The sequence below is a fragment of the Streptomyces pacificus genome, from assembly GCF_011766325.1.
Lineage (GTDB): Bacteria > Actinomycetota > Actinomycetes > Streptomycetales > Streptomycetaceae > Streptomyces > Streptomyces pacificus.
Map to the genome: position 1 here is coordinate 36,709 of NZ_BLLG01000027.1, position 17,075 is coordinate 53,783.

Genomic DNA, 17,075 nt, shown 5'->3' on the forward strand with positions numbered 1-17,075 from the left:
ACTCAGGGCTGCAAACATCCGTTCCCCCCGTTCTGTTCCGTATCCTGTGCCCGCCCGTCGCCCGAGAGTTCGCCGGCGAGCAGTGCCAGCACCCCTCGGACACTCTCTCTACGGATGACCGAGCGGTCGCCGTTCAACCTCAGCCGGGCCACTTTGCCAGTGCCGCCGGGACCCGCGACCGCGACGAAGACCGTGCCCACCGGTTGTCCGTCCTGGGGATCGGGCCCCGCGACGCCGGTGGTGGCGATGCCCCAGTCGGCCTCCATCCGGGTCCTCACACCCGCGGCCATCTGCGCGGCGACCTCCGGATGCACCGCCCCGTCAGCGGACAGGAGGGCCTCGTCGACCCCCAGGAGGTCCCGTTTGAGGGCGGTCGCGTACGCGGTCACGGACCCGAGGAAGCTCCTCGACGCTCCCGGAACGGAGGTCAGCTCCGCGGCCACGAGACCTCCCGTGAGGGACTCCGCCACGGCCAGGCTCTGGCCGCGCTCCGCCAGCAGGGACAGCACCCCGGCCGCGCTGCTCATCGCGGCGACTCCGCCCGCTCCCGCTCGGCGGACCGTTCGGCCGCGAGCCCCCTGCGCCGCAGGATTACCGCCTGACGTACGTAGTCCAGGCCGGTGGCGACCGTCAGGATCACCGCCGCGGCCATCACCCACCAGCGCAGCGTGGCCAGCGGCCCGGTGAGCACGAGCACGTACATGCCGACCGCGGTGCCCTGCGCGAGGGTCTTGAGCTTGCCGCCGCGACTGGCGGGGATCACTCCGTGGCGGATCACCCAGAAGCGCATCAGGGTGATCCCCAGCTCGCGAAAGAGGATCACTCCGGTCACCCACCACGGCAGATCCCCGAGCGTCGACAGGCAGATCAGCCCCGCGGCCATGATCGCCTTGTCGGCGATCGGGTCCGCGATCTTCCCGAAGTCCGTGACCAGGTTGTACGTACGCGCCAGATGCCCGTCGAAGATGTCCGTGATCATGGCGACGGCGAAGGCCGCCCACGCCCAGGCCCGCCAGACCGGGTCGTGCCCGCCGTCCATGAGCAGCAGCACGACGAATCCGGGCACGAGCAGCAGCCGCACCATGGTGAGGATGTTGGCGATGTTCCACAGGCTGGCCTGGTTGACGGCCGCAGCGCCCAGCTTCCCGCCGGGCGCCGGCCTCCCGGTACCGCCCGCGGCGGATGCCGGCGCTCCGGTCATCTGCCCGCCTCCTCGCGACAGTCCGAAACCACGTCGGCCACGAGATCGACGCCTTCCGTACCGACGACCTTCGCTTCGACCATACGTCCGGGCGCCAGGCCCGTGGTACTCGGGAAGAGCACCTGCCCATCGGTCTCGGGCGCCTGGTGGGCCGCACGGCCGACGGAGCCGTCCTCGCCGTCGACGGACTCGACGAGGACCCGCAGGGACTCGCCCAGGCGCTCCTCGGCCCGCTGGGCGGTCAGCTCCTCGGCGAGCCGGGACAGCCGCGCCAGGCGCACGTCGACGACGTCCTGGTCCAGCTTGCGCTCGTAACCTGCGGCCTCGGTGCCCTCCTCGTCGGAGTAGCCGAAGACACCGATCGCGTCCAGCCGCGCCTCGGTGAGGAAGCGCTCGAGCTCGGCGAAGTCCGCCTCGTCCTCACCCGGGAACCCGACGATGAAGTTGGAGCGCACACCTGCCTCCGGGGCCTTGCCGCGGATGGTCTCCAGCAGCTCCAGGAACCGCTCGGTGTCGCCGAAGCGCCGCATGGCGCGCAGCACTCCGGGGGCGCTGTGCTGGAACGAGAGGTCGAAATAGGGTGCGACCTTCTCAGTGGAGGTGAGGACGTCGATCAGCCCCGGGCGCATCTCGGCCGGCTGCAGATAGCTGACCCTTACCCGCTCGATGCCGTCGACGGCGGCGAGTTCGGGCAGCAGCGCCTCCAGCAGCCGGATGTCGCCGAGGTCCTTGCCGTACGAGGTGTTGTTCTCGGAGACCAGCATGATCTCCTTCACGCCCTGCTCGGCGAGCCAGCGGGTCTCTCCCAGCACATCGCTCGGCCTGCGGGAGACGAAGGAGCCGCGGAAGGACGGGATGGCGCAGAACGAGCAGCGCCGGTCGCAGCCGGAGGCCAGTTTCACCGAGGCGACCGGGCTGCTGTGCAGCCGGCGGCGGAGGGGTGCGCGCGGTCCGGAGGCGGGCGCCAGACCCTCGGGGAGATCCGCGGGCACGTCCTGCGGGGCAGGGGCAGGGGCAGGGGCCTGGGCGTGCCCGGGGAGGGACACGTCCACGCCCTGCCGAGCCGACGGGCTGATCGGCAGCAGCTTGCGGCGGTCCCGCGGCGCGTGGGAGGCGTGGATGCCTCCGCTCAGGATGGTCTGGAGGCGGTCCGAGATGTCGGCGTAGTCGTCGAAGCCCAGCACTCCGTCGGCCTCGGGCAGGGCGTCGGCGAGTTCCCTGCCGTACCGCTCGGCCATGCAGCCGACCGCCACGACGGCCTGCGTCTTCCCGTGGTCCTTGAGATCGTTGGCCTCGAGCAGGGCGTCGACGGAGTCCTTCTTGGCGGCCTCGACGAAGCCGCAGGTGTTCACGACCGCGACATCCGCATCGGCGGCTTCCTCGACGAGCTCCCAGCCGTCCGCTGCCAGGCGGCCTGCGAGCTCCTCCGAGTCCACCTCGTTACGGGCGCAGCCAAGAGTGACAAGGGCGACGGTACGGCGTTCGGGCATGGGCTCAAGACTACTTCGTCCCGGCCCGCGCCCTGTCCGCCAGGGTTGCCGCCCTCGCGACGGGCGGCGGGCGGCTCGCGGCCGGCCCCGGTCGAGGGGCCGCCCGGTGCCGGCGGCGTTCAGCCGGCCTCGGGGTCGCCCTTGGCGTAGGAGAGCCGCTCCACCTGCCCGCTTTCGAACTCGTCCTCGACCTTCTTGCCGTTCACGAAGAGTTCGATGGCGCCCGCGTTGCCGAGGATGAGATCCAGCCGCTCGTCGTCCTGGAAGGTCTTTGACTCGCCCGCCAGGAGCAGCCCGTCGAAGAGCAGCTTGCCGTGGGCGGACTTGGCGGAGATCCAGCTCTTGTCGTCGACCGCCGTCAGCTTCACCGTCACCTTGTCCTGCGGGACGGCGGCGATGGCGCTCTCCGAGGCCTCTGGCTCGGGCGCCGCCGGCTTCGCCGGAGACGGCAGGGGGCTGCTCCTCTCGGGTGCGGAGCCCTCGGCGACCTGCTTGGTGCTGCCGGCTCCGTCAGGGCCGCTGAAAAGGGTGAAGCCCACGAAGCCGATGACGGCGACGATCGCGGCGACCATCGCTGCGGTCCAGTTGGGGCGCCTGCGCTCCGGACGGATGCGCTCCGCCTCGAAGAGCGGGGCCGCCGGTGTCGGCGAGGGACGTCCGCCGTGCTCGGCGTCGTACCGCGCGACGAGGGGGTCCGGATCCAGCCCCACGGCGCGCGCGAGCGTCCTGACGTGCCCGCGGGCGTAGACGTCGCCGCCGCAGCGCGAGAAGTCGTCCTGCTCGATCGCCTGCACGATGGGGACGCGCACACGGGTGGAGATGCTGAGCTCGTCGACGGTCAGACCTGCGTCGGTACGCGCCTGCCGGAGCGAGCGGCCGATCGAAGGCCCGTCGTCTTCGAGGGAAGGACGGCCGTCTTCGGGGGAGTTGCCGATGGACACGGGGGCGCCTTTCGAGCGTGTAGCCACCTGCTGGAGGTTCAGTCTAGGGGTGGTACGAAAGGGTGGGGCAACCGGGCGGACGCAGTTTGTACGCCATCGGAATGGCCGTACGTCACATTGGTATGGAGAGCGGGGAGAGCGGGGAACGCCCCGCTCTCCATCCAACGTGACGTACAGCCGGGGGAAACGGTTGCCCCGCCCTTTCCTACGAATCAGACTCCCCACGGATCACCGCGAGCACTCCATCCAGCTCATCGGGTTTCACCAGCACGTCGCGCGCCTTCGAGCCCTCACTGGGGCCCACGATGCTCCTGGACTCCATGAGGTCCATGAGGCGGCCCGCCTTGGCGAAGCCGACCCGGAGCTTGCGCTGCAGCATGGACGTCGAGCCGAACTGCGTGGAGACCACCAGCTCGGCGGCCTGGCAGAGCAGGTCGAGGTCGTCGCCGATGTCCTCGTCGACTTCCTTCTGCTGCTTCGTCCCGACCACCACGTCGTCCCGGAACACGGGGGCCATCTGCTCCTTGCAGTGGCGTACGACGGACGCGACCTCCTCCTCGGTCACAAAGGCGCCCTGCATCCGGGTCGGCTTACCCGCTCCCATGGGCAGGAACAGGCCGTCGCCCTTGCCGATCAGCTTCTCCGCGCCCGGCTGATCCAGGATGACCCGGCTGTCGGCGAGTGAGGAGGTGGCGAAGGCGAGCCGGGAGGGGACGTTCGCCTTGATCAGGCCGGTGACCACGTCGACCGACGGCCTCTGGGTGGCCAGGACCAGATGGATGCCGGCGGCACGGGCCAGCTGGGTGATCCGGACGATGGCGTCCTCGACGTCGCGTGCGGCGACCATCATCAGATCCGCCAGCTCGTCGACGATCACCAGCAGGTAGGGGTACGGCTGGAGCTCGCGCTCGCTGCCCTCGGGAGCCTTGGCCCGGCCGCTGCGCACGGCCCGGTTGAAGTCGTCGATGTGCCGGAATCCGTAGGCGGCCAGGTCGTCGTAGCGCAGGTCCATCTCACGCACGACCCACTGCAGGGCCTCCGCGGCCCGCTTGGGGTTGGTGATGATCGGCGTGATCAGGTGCGGGATGCCCTCGTAGGCCGTGAGTTCGACCCGCTTGGGGTCGACGAGGACCATCCGCACGTCCTCGGGGGTGGCCCGCATCATCACCGAGGTGATCAGGCAGTTGACGCAGGAGGACTTGCCGGAGCCGGTGGCGCCGGCGACCAGGATGTGCGGCATGTTCGCCAGGTTGGCCATGACGTAGCCCCCCTCGACGTCCTTGCCGAGTGCGACCAGCATGGGGTGGTCGTCCTCGGCCGCGTCCGCCAGCCGCAGCACGTCGCCGAGGTTGACCATCTCCCGGTCGGTGTTCGGGATCTCGATGCCGACGGCGGACTTGCCGGGGATCGGCGAGATGATCCGCACGTCGGGGCTCGCCACGGCGTAGGCGATGTTCTTCGTCAGCGCGGTGATGCGCTCCACCTTGACGGCGGGGCCGAGTTCGACCTCGTAGCGGGTGACCGTCGGACCGCGGGTGAAACCGGTGACGGCGGCGTCGACCTTGAACTCCGTGAAGACATTCGTGAGCGCGGCGACGATCGCGTCGTTGGCCGCGCTGCGGCTCTTGCCCGGCCCGCCGCGCTCCAGAAGGTCCAGGGACGGCAGCCCGTAGGTGATGTCACCGGAGAGCTGGAGCTGTTCGGCCCGCGGGGGCAGGGACTGCGGCGTGTCGGGAGCGGGCTTCGTCAGATCGGGCACCGAGCCCGCAGGGGCCTGCGTCTCCGCCGCCTCCGCGGGCACCGCCGGCGCGGGCCGCGCCTTCCGCACACCTGGCAGCGGCCCGGCGGCGCGCTCCCGGTCGGCGGTGAGGTCGCGGGTCAGACCGGCCACGACGGGCGACGGCGGCATGCCGTTGAGGACGGCCCCGTCGAGAGCGGCAGCGGCGGCAGCGGCGACGTCGACGGCGTCCATCGGCCGTCCGGCGTCGGGCTGGGTGGAGGGTCCTCGCCGCCTGCGCCGGGACAGCGCCGCCTCCTCGGCCGTGTCGGTGCCGTACCCCTCGGCGCCCCGGCGCACAGAGGTGCGGCGGGGCGGGGAGGTCGCCTCGTGCCACTCCTCCTCGCGCTCCCCCGGCTCTCCGGCCTCGTCCGCACCTCGCCGGTACGGTTCCTCCAGCAGCCCGAGGCGGACCCCGAGCCCGCGAAGCCGCTGCGGGATCGCGTTGACCGGGGTGGCGGTGACGACGAGCAGACCGAAGACCGCGAGCAGCACCAGCAGCGGTACGGCGAGCACCTCCGTCATCATGAGGACCAGCGGCCTGGAGGCGGCCCAGCCGATCAGGCCGCCCGCCGCCTGCATCGCCTCCTCGCCGTCCCCGCGTCCCGGCGAGCCGCAGGCGATGTGGACCTGTCCGAGCACGCCGACGACCAGCGCCGTGAGCCCGATGACGATACGGCCGTTGGCGTCGGACTGCTCGGGGTGGAGGATCAGCCTTACGGCGATCGCGGCGAGCAGGATCGGCAGGAGCAGATCGAGCCGGCCGAAGGCACCGGTGACGAGCATCTCGACGAGGTCGCCGACCGGGCCGCGCAGATCGGACCAGGTGCCCGCGGCGACGATCAGCGAGAGGGCGAGCAGCAGCAGCGCGAGCCCGTCCTTGCGGTGCACGGGGTCGAGCCCCTTGGCTCCGCGTCCTATGCCGCGGAACACGGCACCGACCGCGTGAGCGACGCCGAGCCACATGGCGCGGATCAGCCACAGGACACCGCCGGTGGGGTTCGGCGCGGGCCTGGGCGCGGCCTTCTTCGCCACCGCCCTGCGGGCGGGCGTCTTCTGGGCCGGAGCGCGCTTGGCAGCCGGCTTCCGCTCCGTGGCCTTCCTGGCGGGCGCCGCCTTCTTCGCGGCACCGGTCGTACGGCCGGAGCGCGGCTGCGCGGTACCCGACGCGCCTGGGGAACCCTTGCCGGACGTACGTGAGGCCATGGTGGTGAGGTTACCGGTGTGGAAGGCGAGGGACACGCGTGCCCACCGGTTCACCCGTTCGTGTCGTCCTTGGGGTGTCCGCGAGCTGACATTCGCTCAGCGGCCGTTCACCAGTGCCGTTCGGGTGCCCCCTTCGTGTGCCGCGGGCGTGCCGCGCGTGTGCCGCGCCTGCGGCCCTCGACCGGTCCCGGCGGTGGCTGCGGGACAAAAGCAGCAGGAGAACGGTCCGCCGGAAAGCACCGCGGTGAGGGTGCCGGGAGCGTCCGGGCCTGGTGCCCGGGGTCTCCCGGGCCCCTGGGATCCAAGAGCCCGGGCGCCGTGCCTCCTCCCGGCCCCCGGGACGTGAGGAGGCGTCACCAGGCCGGGGGGCGTCCCTCCTACGGGGGACGGCCCCCAGGCAGCGCGAAAGGGGCGCGAGGCGCCGCTCAGGTGGCACGGGCCGCTGGAACCGTTCCGGTCGCGGCACCGGCTCAGCACTAGCTCTGGGACGGAAGCGCGGGCGAACCGGCGCCCGCGCCGGGCTCCAGGGCGTCCAGCGCTCTGCGCAGTCCGGTGAGTTTGCGTTCGAGGTGGGCCGCGGTGGCGACGGCCGCCGCGTCCGCGGACTCGTCGTCGAGCTGCTTGGAGAGCGCCTCGGCCTGTTCCTCCACCGCCGCCAGCCGCGCGGACAGTTCGGCGAGGAGCCCCGCAGGCTCCTTGGCCTCGCCCGCGCCGAGCCCGCCCTCCAGCTGGAGCCGGAGCAGGGCCGCCTGCTCGCGCAGCTGGCAGTTCTTCATGTAGAGCTCGACGAAGACGGAGACCTTGGCCCGGAGCACCCAGGGGTCGAACGGCTTGGAGATGTAGTCCACCGCGCCTGCGGCGTAACCGCGGAAGGTGTGGTGCGGGCCGTGGTTGATCGCGGTGAGGAAGATGATCGGGATGTCTCTGGTCCGCTCCCGGCGCTTGATGTGCGCTGCGGTCTCGAACCCGTCCATTCCCGGCATCTGAACGTCCAGCAGAATGACCGCGAAGTCGTCCGTCAGCAGCGCCTTGAGCGCTTCCTCCCCGGACGATGCCCGAACCAGTGTCTGATCGAGCGCGGAGAGGATGGCCTCCAGCGCCAGCAGATTCTCCGGCCGGTCATCGACCAGGAGGATCTTGGCCTTCTGCACCATGCCTCGCCCTCCTCGCCCCGGCTTTGGCTCTCCCCGGCTCGATGAGCCGGCGGAGACACCGGGCGCCGCCCCGAGGGACGACTCCCTTGCGCCGCCCGTCCTTGTGCCGGTCATGGTAGCCGCACCCCGCCCGTCGCCACACCCTGTCACCGCGATGTCACCGCGCACACCGCGGAAACGCGGTGGGAGACGAGAAGGTTCCCCGGATTCTCCCTCCCCACACGCTTCCGGGCACGGCCAGTCAGCGGTTCACGGGAATCCCTACGATCCGCAATCAGACTGTGATGTGCACTTGAGCAACCATCGTCACTTTCCGTGCATCCACTGATCCATCACAGCGAGAAGGTGATCAGGATCGACCGGCTTGGTGACGTAGTCGGAAGCACCCGATTCGATCGCCTTCTCCCGGTCCCCCTTCATCGCCTTCGCCGTGAGAGCGACGATCGGCAGCCCCGCGAACTGCGGCATCCTGCGGATCGCGGTCGTCGTCGCATAGCCGTCCATCTCGGGCATCATGATGTCCATCAGCACGACCGCCACATCATCGTGCTGCTCCAGCATCTCGATGCCCTCCCGCCCGTTCTCCGCGTACAGCACGGACAGACCGTGCTGTTCCAGGACGCTGGTGAGCGCGAAGACATTGCGGATGTCGTCGTCGACGATCAGCACCTTCTCACTGTGGAACTGGTAGGCGCGGCGCGGCTCCTTGCCCTGCTCCTGCGGGGACAGCCCCGTCCAGGGCTCAGCCACGAAGCTCGTGGCCGCCGTGGGCTGCCCGGGCAGCGCGTCCCGCAGGTCCGCGGCCCCCAGCGCCTTGCGGCGGCGGCGGAACAGCGTACCGCCGGCCCCGTTCGGCTCCCCGGCGGAGGGCCCCTGCGCGCCGGGCGGATACTCGGCCTGCCGCATGTCGCCAAGCGCCGCAGCCTGCGCCTCGGAACCGGGCACGAGCGGCGGATAGCCCTGCGGCGGCAGTTCGCCGAGGCGCAGCGGCAGATACAGCGTGAACGTCGAACCGCGGCCCGGCTCGCTCGCCGCGTGGATCTCGCCCCCGAGCAGCCGGGCGATCTCCCGGCTGATCGACAGCCCCAGGCCCGTACCGCCGTACTTGCGGCTGGTCGTGCCGTCGGCCTGCTTGAACGCCTCGAAGATCACCCGCATCTTGCTGGCCGCGATCCCGATGCCGGTGTCGGTGACCGAGAAGGCGATCAGATCGCCGTCGGCCTCGCGCAGCGAACCGGCCTCCAGCAGCTGCTCGCGGATCGACTGCGGCACATCGGCACTGGCCGGCCGGATCACCAGCTCCACGGCCCCGGTGTCGGTGAACTTCACGGCGTTCGAGAGCAGGTTGCGCAGCACCTGCAGCAACCGCTGCTCGTCCGTGTGGAGCGTCGCGGGCAGCTCCGGCGAGACCCGCACCGAGAAGTCGAGCCCCTTCTCCACCGTGAGCGGCCGGAACGTCGCCTCCACATAGTCGACGAGCTGCACCAGGGCGATCCGGGTCGGGCTGACGTCCATCTTGCCGGCCTCGACCTTCGACAGATCGAGGATGTCGTTGATCAGCTGCAGCAGGTCGGACCCCGCCCCGTGGATCGTCTCGGCGAACTCCACCTGCTTGGGCGTGAGATTGGTGTCCGCGTTGTCCGCCAGCAGCTTGGCCAGGATCAGCAGCGAGTTGAGCGGGGTCCTCAGCTCGTGCGACATGTTCGCCAGGAACTCGGACTTGTAGCGCATGGAGACGGCGAGCTGCTCGGCCCGCTCCTCCAGCACCTGCCGCGCCTCCTCGATCTCGGTGTTCTTCACCTCGATGTCGCGGTTCTGCCGGGCCAGCAGCTCGGCCTTCTCCTCCAGTTCCGCATTCGAGGACTGCAGTGCCTTCTGCCGGTTCTCCAGTTCCTCCGAGCGCTCCCGCAGCTGCTCGGTCAGCTCCTGGGACTGCATGAGCAGCACCTCGGTCTTGGTGTTCACGCTGATGGTGTTGACGCTGGTGGCGATCATCTCGGCGATCTGGTTGAGGAAATCGCGCTGGATCTGGGTGAACGGCTGGAACGACGCAAGTTCGATCACACCGAGCACCTTGCCCTCGAACAGCACCGGCAGCACGATCACATGCGCCGGCGACGCCTCACCGAGGCCCGACGAGATCTTCAGATACCCCGGCGGAACGTTGACCTGGATCGTCCGCTTCTCCTCGGCCGCCGTGCCGATCAGGGTCTCACCCGGCCGGAACGAGGTGGGCATCAGCCCGGCCGAGTAGCCGTAACTGGCGCGCATCACCAGCTCGTACGAGCTCTCACCGCCCGGGCCGAGCTCGTCCCCGCCGCCCGTCGGCATGGCGAGGAAGAAGGCACCGTGCTGCGCCGAGACCACCGGTGTCAGCTCGCTCATGATCAGCGAGGCGACGTCGTCGAGGTCCCGGCGGCCCTGCATCAGACCGGAGATACGGGCCAGATTGCCCTTCAGCCAGTCCTGCTCCTCGTTGGCGAGGGTGGTGTCCCGAAGGTTGGCGATCATCGTGTTGATGTTGTCCTGCAGGACCTGGATCTCGCCGGCCGCGTCCACGTCGATCTTCAGATTGAGATCGCCGCGGGTCACCGCGGTGGCGACGGCGGCGATCGCGCGCACCTGCCGGGTCAGGTTCCCGGCCATCTCGTTCACCGACTCCGTCAGGTCCCGCCAGGTGCCGTCCACGTCGCGCACCCGGGCCTGACCGCCGAGCATGCCGTCCGTACCCACCTCCCTGGCCACCCGGGTGACCTCCTCGGCGAACGACGACAACTGGTCGACCATCGTGTTGATGGTGTCCTTGAGGTCCTGGATCTCGCCCCGCGCATCGATGTCGATCTTCTTGGTGAGATCGCCCTTGGCGATGGCGGTGGTGACCGTCGCGATCTGCCGCACCTGACCGGTCAGGTTGGACGCCATCGAGTTCACCGACTCGGTCAGGTCCTTCCAGGTGCCGGCGACGCCCGGCACCCGCGCCTGGCCGCCGAGGATGCCCTCGGTGCCCACCTCCCGCGCCACCCGGGTGACCTCTGCGGCGAACGACGACAGGGTCGTCACCATCGTGTTGACGGTGTCGGCGAGTTCCGCGACCTCGCCACGGGCCTCGACCGTCACCTTCTTCGTCAGGTCGCCGGTGGCGACCGCCGAGGACACCCGGGAGATGTTCCGCACCTGGCTGGTCAGGTTGTTGGCCATCAGGTTGACGTTGTCGCTGAGGTCCTTCCAGATGCCCGTGACACCTCGGACCCGGGCCTGGCCGCCGAGGATGCCCTCGGTGCCCACCTCCCGCGCCACCCGCGTCACCTCGTCGGCGAAGTTGGAGAGCTGGTCCACCATCGTGTTGACGGTCGTGACCAGCTCCAGGATCTCGCCCTTGGCGTCAACCGTGATCTTCTTCGACAGATCGCCCTTGGCGACCGCCGTCGTCACCTCGGCGATGTTGCGCACCTGGCTGGTCAGGTTGTTCGCCATGAAGTTGACGGACTGGGTGAGGTCCTTCCAGGTACCGGAGACTCCCTGCACCTCGGCCTGGCCGCCGAGGATGCCCTCCGTGCCCACCTCACGCGCCACCCGGGTCACCTGCTCGGCGAACGACGACAGCTGGTCCACCATCGTGTTGAGGGTGTTCTTCAGCTCCAGGATCTCGCCCCGCGCGTCCACATCGATCTTCTGCGACAGATCACCCCGCGCCACCGCCGTGGCGACCTGGGCGATGTTGCGCACCTGGGCCGTGAGGTTCCCGGCCATGCCGTTCACCGAGTCCGTCAGGTCCCGCCACACCCCGGCCACGCCCGGCACCTGCGCCTGGCCGCCGAGCCGCCCGTCCGTGCCCACCTCACGCGCCACCCGGGTCACCTGCTCGGCGAACGCCGACAGCTGGTCCACCATCGTGTTGATGGTGTTCTTCAGCTCCAGGATCTCGCCCCGCGCGTCCACATCGATCTTCTGCGACAGATCACCCCGCGCCACCGCCGTGGTCACCTGGGCGATCTGGCGCACCTGCGACGTCAGATTGCCCGCCATGAAGTTGACGGAGTCGGTGAGTTCCTTCCAGGTGCCGGACACTCCGTCGACCCGCGCCTGGCCGCCGAGTCGGCCTTCCGTCCCCACGTCCCGGGCCATGCGCGTCACCTGGTCGGCGAACGAGGACAGCTGCGCCACCATGGTGTTGACGGTGTTCTTCAGCTCGAGCATCTCGCCCGCGACGTCGACCGTGACCTTCTGCGACAGATCACCGTTCGCCACCGCCGTCGTCACCTGCGCGATATCCCTCACCTGACCGGTGAGATTGCGGAACGCCGTGTTGACCGAATCGGTCAGGTCCTTCCACGTGCCCGCCGCGCCCGGCACAGCGGCCTGCCCGCCCAGCCGGCCCTCGACACCGACCTCCCGCGCCACCCGGGTCACCTCGGAACCGAACGACTGCAACTGGTCCACCATGGTGTTGACGGTGTTCTTCAGCTCGAGCATCTCGCCCGCGACGTCGACCGTGACCTTCTGCGACAGATCACCGTTCGCCACCGCCGTCGTCACCTGCGCGATATCCCTCACCTGGGTGGTCAGGTTCCGGAAGACCGTGTTGACCGAATCGGTCAGGTCCTTCCAGGTGCCCGCGGCACCCGGCACCTGGGCCTGGCCGCCGAGCAGGCCCTCGGCGCCCACCTCGCTGGCCACCCGGGTCACCTCGTCCGCGAACGTGCGGAGGGTCTCGGTCATCTGGTTGATGGTCTCGGCCAGCTGGGCGACCTCGCCCCGCGCGCTCACCGTGACCTTCTGCGACAGATCGCCGTTCGCCACCGCCGTCGTCACCTCGGCGATGCCCCGCACCTGCGAGGTCAGATTGCCCGCCATCGTGTTGACGGAGTCGGTGAGGTCCTTCCACACGCCGGCGACCCCCGGCACCGTCGCCTGGCCGCCCAGTTCGCCCTCGGTACCCACCTCACGGGCGACCCGGGTCACCTCCGAGGAGAACGAGGACAGCTGGTCGACCATCGTGTTGACGGTGTTCTTCAGCTGCAGCATCTCGCCGGCGACATGCACGGTGACCTTGCGCGACAGGTCCCCCTTGGCGACCGCCGTGGTCACCAGGGCGATGTCGCGGACCTGCGCCGTGAGCCGGTACGCCATGGTGTTCACGGAATCCGTGAGATCCTTCCATGAACCGGACATACCGCGCACTTGGGCCTGGCCGCCGAGCTTGCCCTCGGTACCGACCTCAAGCGCCACCCGCGTCACCTCGTCGGTGAACGCGGACAACTGGTCCACCAGGTTGTTCACCGTGCGCGCGACCTTCAGGAACTCGCCGCGCAGCGGCCGCACCGCCCCACCCGAGCCGTCCGCCGCGTGCGACCGGAGCTCCATGCGGTGCTCCAGGTCGCCCTCAGCCACCGCCGACAGCACCCGGCCCACTTCGGACACCGGGCGCGCCAGATCGTCCACCAGCTCGTTGGACGCCTCGATCGCGGCCGCCCAGGAACCCTCGCAGGCGCCGGGGGCGAGGCGTTCCGTGAGTTTCCCCTCACGGCCCACGACACGCCGGACACGCGCGAGCTCCCCGGTCAGATGCAGATTGCGGTCGGCGACCTCGTTGTAGACGGCGGCGATCTCGGCCATCACGCCATCGCCCGAAACGGTCAGCCGCTTACGGAAGTTTCCGTCCCGCATGGCCGACAGGGCGGCGAGAAGCCGGTTCAGTGCCGCGGTGTCCACCTGGGTGGTTCCCCCGCGTGACTGATTCCTCCGGGACTGTCCGCCTTGTGCGCGCGTGCCCTCGCCACGCGCCGTCGCACCAGACTCCACCTTGTCCCTCCCGCAGGGGTCGCCCGTAAAGCTCGGGTTGTCTCAGCAAGCTTGCCCAGTGTTTCACCACGGCCGAACCAGGCCATAACAGTTCGGCAGCTTCGCATAGCGTCCCCACCCCTGTAAGGCGGAAACGGCGGTGACCGGCATCCGCTCGGACAGCGAAGGTAAGTAACCTGGCATCCGGCTGTCCAACCGCCCCGGTCGCCCGGCGGGGGGCGGCATGGCGCAAGGACTACCAGACCGGGCACCGGGAGGGGCGGACATCGACCATGGCCGAGCCGGGCGTCGAGATGCGTACGAGCAGTTCCGAGATCACCGCACGGGCGGCCGCATGCTTCGCCCCGGAGGGACGGTCGGTGGCCACGGCGCGCACGTTCGTCCGCGACACCCTCCAGGGCTGGGGGTACTGCGATGTCGTCGACGACGCCGTCGTCCTCACCAGTGAACTCGTCACCAACGCGGTGATCCACGCGGGTACCGCCGCGGACGTGCTCTGCCTGCGGACCGGGGCAGGCGTGCGGATCGAGGTCGCCGACCGCTATCCGGAACGCGAGATCCCCATCCAGAGCGGCAGCAGAGCCGTCGCCCACCCCGACCGGGAGAACGGGCGCGGACTGCTGCTCTGCGCCGCCCTCGCCTCCCGCTGGGGCGTCGAGTACACGCCGACCCGCAAGCACGTCTGGTTCCGACTCGACCTTCCGCAGCGCACCGTGGGGACGCGCTCGGCGGGCCCGGTCCTCCCGGTCGACCTTCTTCCCGTCGCCGACGAGCGCGTCCGCGTCGCCGTCGTCCAGATCGACCGCAACGGTGCCGTCGGCTCATGGAACGACGACGCCGAACACCTCTTCGGGTACGCGGCGGACCAGGTGGTCGGCAAGCCGCTCGGCGACCTCGCCGCCTGGCCGCAGACCCCCGGCATCGGCACCGGCCTCGCGGAGGCACTGCGGCTCTCCCGCTGGGAGGGCAGCTACGGCATCCGCGGCATGGACGGCCGGGTGGTCCCCGTCTACGCCTCCCACCTCCGCGTACGCGACACCCGGGGCGAGGCGTCCACCGTCTGCCTGCTGGTGCGCGACTACGAGCGGGCCGTGCTCCGGACGCCGACGCGCGCCCCTTCGGCGGACGGCACCGCCCGCGACCACCGCAGCGCGGACCCGTTCGAGGTCTTCATCGGCTCCCCGGCGCCGGACGATCTCGACGGCCTCCTCCGGCGCACCGTCGAACGCGCCCGCGACATGCTCGACGGCGACGCGGCGTTCCTCCTGCTGGCCACCGACGACGAGACGGAACTCGAGGTACGGGCCACCACCGGGCTCCCCTCGGCCCGCCAGCGCTTCGCCCGGGTTCCCGTCGAGGCGGGCACGGGCCGCTACGGTTCGGCCCGTATGCCCGCCGTCCACGAGGACCTCACCTCGGTCCCCGGTGCGGTTCCTCTCCTCGGCGGCACCGGAATGCGTTCCGTCGTCACCGTCCCGCTGAAGGTCGAGGGCAGGCTCACCGGCTCCCTGGGCGTCGCCGCCGAGGTCCCGGGCCGCTACTCCAACGAGGAAGCGCTGCGCCTGCAGTTCGCCGCCGACCGGATCGCACTCGCCGTCGAGTCCGCACGGCTGGGCGAGCTGGAGCGGCTGCGCCGAGGATCCCTCAGCTTCCTCGTCGAGGCCTCGGACCTGCTGGCGGGCACGCTCGACCGCGACCAGACCCTGGCCCTGATGGCGCAGATGACCGTGCCGACGCTCGCCACCTGGTGCGCGGTCTACACGATCTCCGACCAGTCCTCCGAGCCCTACCTCTCGTATGTCCTGCACGAGGACGAGGACCGCATCGACGGCCTCAAGGCCCTGCTCTCCAAGATCGAACCGCCGGACCCGGTTCCGGCGCCCGGCGCCCGCGTATGGACCGCCCCGGCCCAGGCGGCGCACCAGGCCGCTCTGCGCACCTCCATGCGTGAACTCGGCCTCGGCGCCGCCCATATGTCGTCCGGCATCGGCACCACTCTGGCCACGGCCTCCGCGGTCGGCGGCGAGACGGTGGTCCTTCCCCTCGTGGCCCGCAACCGCGTCATCGGGATGCTGACGCTGGGCAAACCGTCCGACGACCATTTCCGCCAGGAGATCCTGGAACTGGCCGAGGACCTCTCCCGCCGGGCCGCCCTCGCGCTGGACAACGCCAGGCTCTACTCCGAGCGCACGGCCATCAGCCAGTCACTGCAGCGCAGCCTGCTGCCACCGGGCCTGCCGCAGGTACCGGGCGTGGAGGTGGAGGTCATCTACCGGGCGGCCGGCGAGGGAAACGAGGTCGGCGGGGACTTCTACGACCTCTTCCCGATCCGCGACGGGGCGTACGGCTTCGCCATCGGTGACGTCTGCGGCACGGGCCCCGAGGCGGCCGCGGTGACCGGCCTCGCCCGCCACGCACTGCGGCTGCTCGCACGGGAGGGCTTCGGCGGTCCGGCGGTGCTGGAGCGGCTCAACGCGGCGATCCTCGACGAGGGTTCCCGCAGCCGTTTCCTCACCCTGCTGTACGGCGAGCTCTGGCCCCAGGAGGACGGCTCGGCGCTGCTGAAGGTCGTCTGCGCCGGGCACCCCCTGCCGCTGCGGCTGCGCCAGAACGGCTCCGTGGAGCCCGCGGCCGAGCCGCAACCGCTGCTGGGGGTGATGGAGGATTTGGAGCTCTACGAGCAGACAGTCACCCTCGATCCGGGCGACGTGCTTCTCTGTGTCACCGACGGTGTCACAGAACGGCGTGAGGGCACCCGCATGCTCGGGGACGACGGTCTGACCGATGTCCTGACGACGTGCACGGGCCTGACGGCCGGGGCGGTCGCGGCACGTGTGCTCCGCGCGGTCGAGCGTTTCGCGGCCGAGCCGGCCTCGGACGATATGGCGATCCTCGCGATGCGCGTACCTGAACCGCACGGAAGCTGACACGGGACACGGGTACGCAACAGGCCCCCCGCCGGGAGGCGGGGGGCCTGTATCGATCGGAGCCCCCAAACGGAATCGAACCGTTGACCTTCTCCTTACCATGGAGACGCTCTGCCGACTGAGCTATAGGGGCCTGTTGCCTTGTGTGGTCGTCTACTCGGCAACGGAATGAAGCATACCCCGAACTGACGTGTGCTCCTAATCAGTCGGGCGACTCTCTGAGTGCACGTCAGCAAGGTAAGTCCACCTCGTGCGGCCGGCCCCGGCCGGGTCTCTCCGGCGCGTTGTCGATTCACCCGGGGTGCACCCGGTACGAGGACGGCCTCCGCCCGGCGATACACCGCATCCGACTCCGCGCGCTGATTCACCGAAGACAACGGGACATCACTTGGGGAACGCCAAAAAGCCTCAACCCCCGAGTATTCACCCGGGGGTTGAGGCTCAATAATTGTTCGGCGGTGTCCTACTCTCCCACAGGGTCCCCCCTGCAGTACCATCGGCGCTGAAAGGCTTAGCTTCCGGGTTCGGAATGTAACCGGGCGTTTCCCTCACGCTATGACCACCGAAACTCTATGAA

8 protein-coding genes, 1 tRNA gene and 1 rRNA gene are annotated in these 17,075 nt (G+C 70.0%); 1 reads left to right on the forward strand and 9 read right to left on the reverse strand.

Going from position 1 to position 17,075, the window contains the following annotated elements; all coding sequences use genetic code 11:
* Window positions 1-2: 2 nt before the first annotated feature.
* The 7 genes from SCWH03_RS26890 to SCWH03_RS26920 all read right to left on the reverse strand — a co-directional run bounded on the left by SCWH03_RS26890 (window position 3) and on the right by SCWH03_RS26920 (window position 13,571).
* Window positions 3-527, reverse strand: a complete 525-nt coding sequence (locus tag SCWH03_RS26890) for a CinA family protein (protein WP_173267308.1) — start codon at window positions 525-527, stop codon at window positions 3-5.
* Window positions 524-1,201: a CDP-diacylglycerol--glycerol-3-phosphate 3-phosphatidyltransferase gene (gene pgsA / locus SCWH03_RS26895; RefSeq protein ID WP_173267310.1), complete on the reverse strand. Its 678-nt coding sequence runs from the start codon at window positions 1,199-1,201 to the stop codon at window positions 524-526. Before pgsA ends, SCWH03_RS26890 begins: the two co-directional genes overlap by 4 nt.
* On the reverse strand, window positions 1,198-2,691 hold the full coding sequence (rimO, locus tag SCWH03_RS26900; RefSeq protein WP_173267312.1) for a 30S ribosomal protein S12 methylthiotransferase RimO: 1,494 nt from the start codon (window positions 2,689-2,691) through the stop codon (window positions 1,198-1,200). Before rimO ends, pgsA begins: the two co-directional genes overlap by 4 nt.
* A gap of 119 nt (window positions 2,692-2,810) precedes the next feature.
* Window positions 2,811-3,632, reverse strand: coding sequence for a helix-turn-helix domain-containing protein (locus tag SCWH03_RS26905; protein WP_173267325.1), 822 nt, complete (start codon window positions 3,630-3,632; stop codon window positions 2,811-2,813).
* Window positions 3,633-3,837: 205 nt separating this feature from the next.
* The gene (locus SCWH03_RS26910) at window positions 3,838-6,615 is read right to left on the reverse strand and encodes a DNA translocase FtsK (protein ID WP_173267314.1); all 2,778 of its coding nucleotides are present in this window, start codon (window positions 6,613-6,615) and stop codon (window positions 3,838-3,840) included.
* A 476-nt stretch (window positions 6,616-7,091) separates the two neighbouring features.
* Complete coding sequence (locus tag SCWH03_RS26915; protein WP_173267316.1) at window positions 7,092-7,769, reverse strand: response regulator; 678 nt, start codon at window positions 7,767-7,769, stop codon at window positions 7,092-7,094.
* A 306-nt stretch (window positions 7,770-8,075) separates the two neighbouring features.
* Entirely contained in the window at window positions 8,076-13,571 is a 5,496-nt protein-coding gene (locus SCWH03_RS26920) for a HAMP domain-containing protein (protein WP_173267318.1), read from the reverse strand.
* A gap of 272 nt (window positions 13,572-13,843) precedes the next feature.
* On the opposite strand from SCWH03_RS26920, the gene SCWH03_RS26925 reads away from it, so the two are divergent.
* Window positions 13,844-16,498, forward strand: coding sequence for a SpoIIE family protein phosphatase (locus SCWH03_RS26925; RefSeq protein ID WP_173267319.1), 2,655 nt, complete (start codon window positions 13,844-13,846; stop codon window positions 16,496-16,498).
* A gap of 60 nt (window positions 16,499-16,558) precedes the next feature.
* On the opposite strand, the gene SCWH03_RS26930 is transcribed toward SCWH03_RS26925, so the two are convergent.
* Window positions 16,559-16,631: transfer RNA gene (locus SCWH03_RS26930), tRNA-Thr, on the reverse strand.
* Window positions 16,632-16,948: 317 nt separating this feature from the next.
* Window positions 16,949-17,065: ribosomal RNA gene (rrf, locus tag SCWH03_RS26935) — 5S ribosomal RNA — on the reverse strand.
* Window positions 17,066-17,075: the final 10 nt, after the last annotated feature.

Excerpts from the sequence above, each read along its gene's own strand:
- SCWH03_RS26890 (WP_173267308.1), bottom strand. The coding sequence starts at position 527 with ATGAGCAGCGCGGCCGGGGTGCTGTCCCTGCTGGCGGAGCGCGGCCAG.
- pgsA (WP_173267310.1), bottom strand. The coding sequence starts at position 1,201 with ATGACCGGAGCGCCGGCATCCGCCGCGGGCGGTACCGGGAGGCCGGCG.
- rimO (WP_173267312.1), bottom strand. The coding sequence starts at position 2,691 with ATGCCCGAACGCCGTACCGTCGCCCTTGTCACTCTTGGCTGCGCCCGT.
- SCWH03_RS26910 (WP_173267314.1), bottom strand. The coding sequence starts at position 6,615 with ATGGCCTCACGTACGTCCGGCAAGGGTTCCCCAGGCGCGTCGGGTACC.
- SCWH03_RS26915 (WP_173267316.1), bottom strand. The coding sequence starts at position 7,769 with ATGGTGCAGAAGGCCAAGATCCTCCTGGTCGATGACCGGCCGGAGAAT.
- SCWH03_RS26925 (WP_173267319.1), top strand. The coding sequence starts at position 13,844 with ATGGCCGAGCCGGGCGTCGAGATGCGTACGAGCAGTTCCGAGATCACC.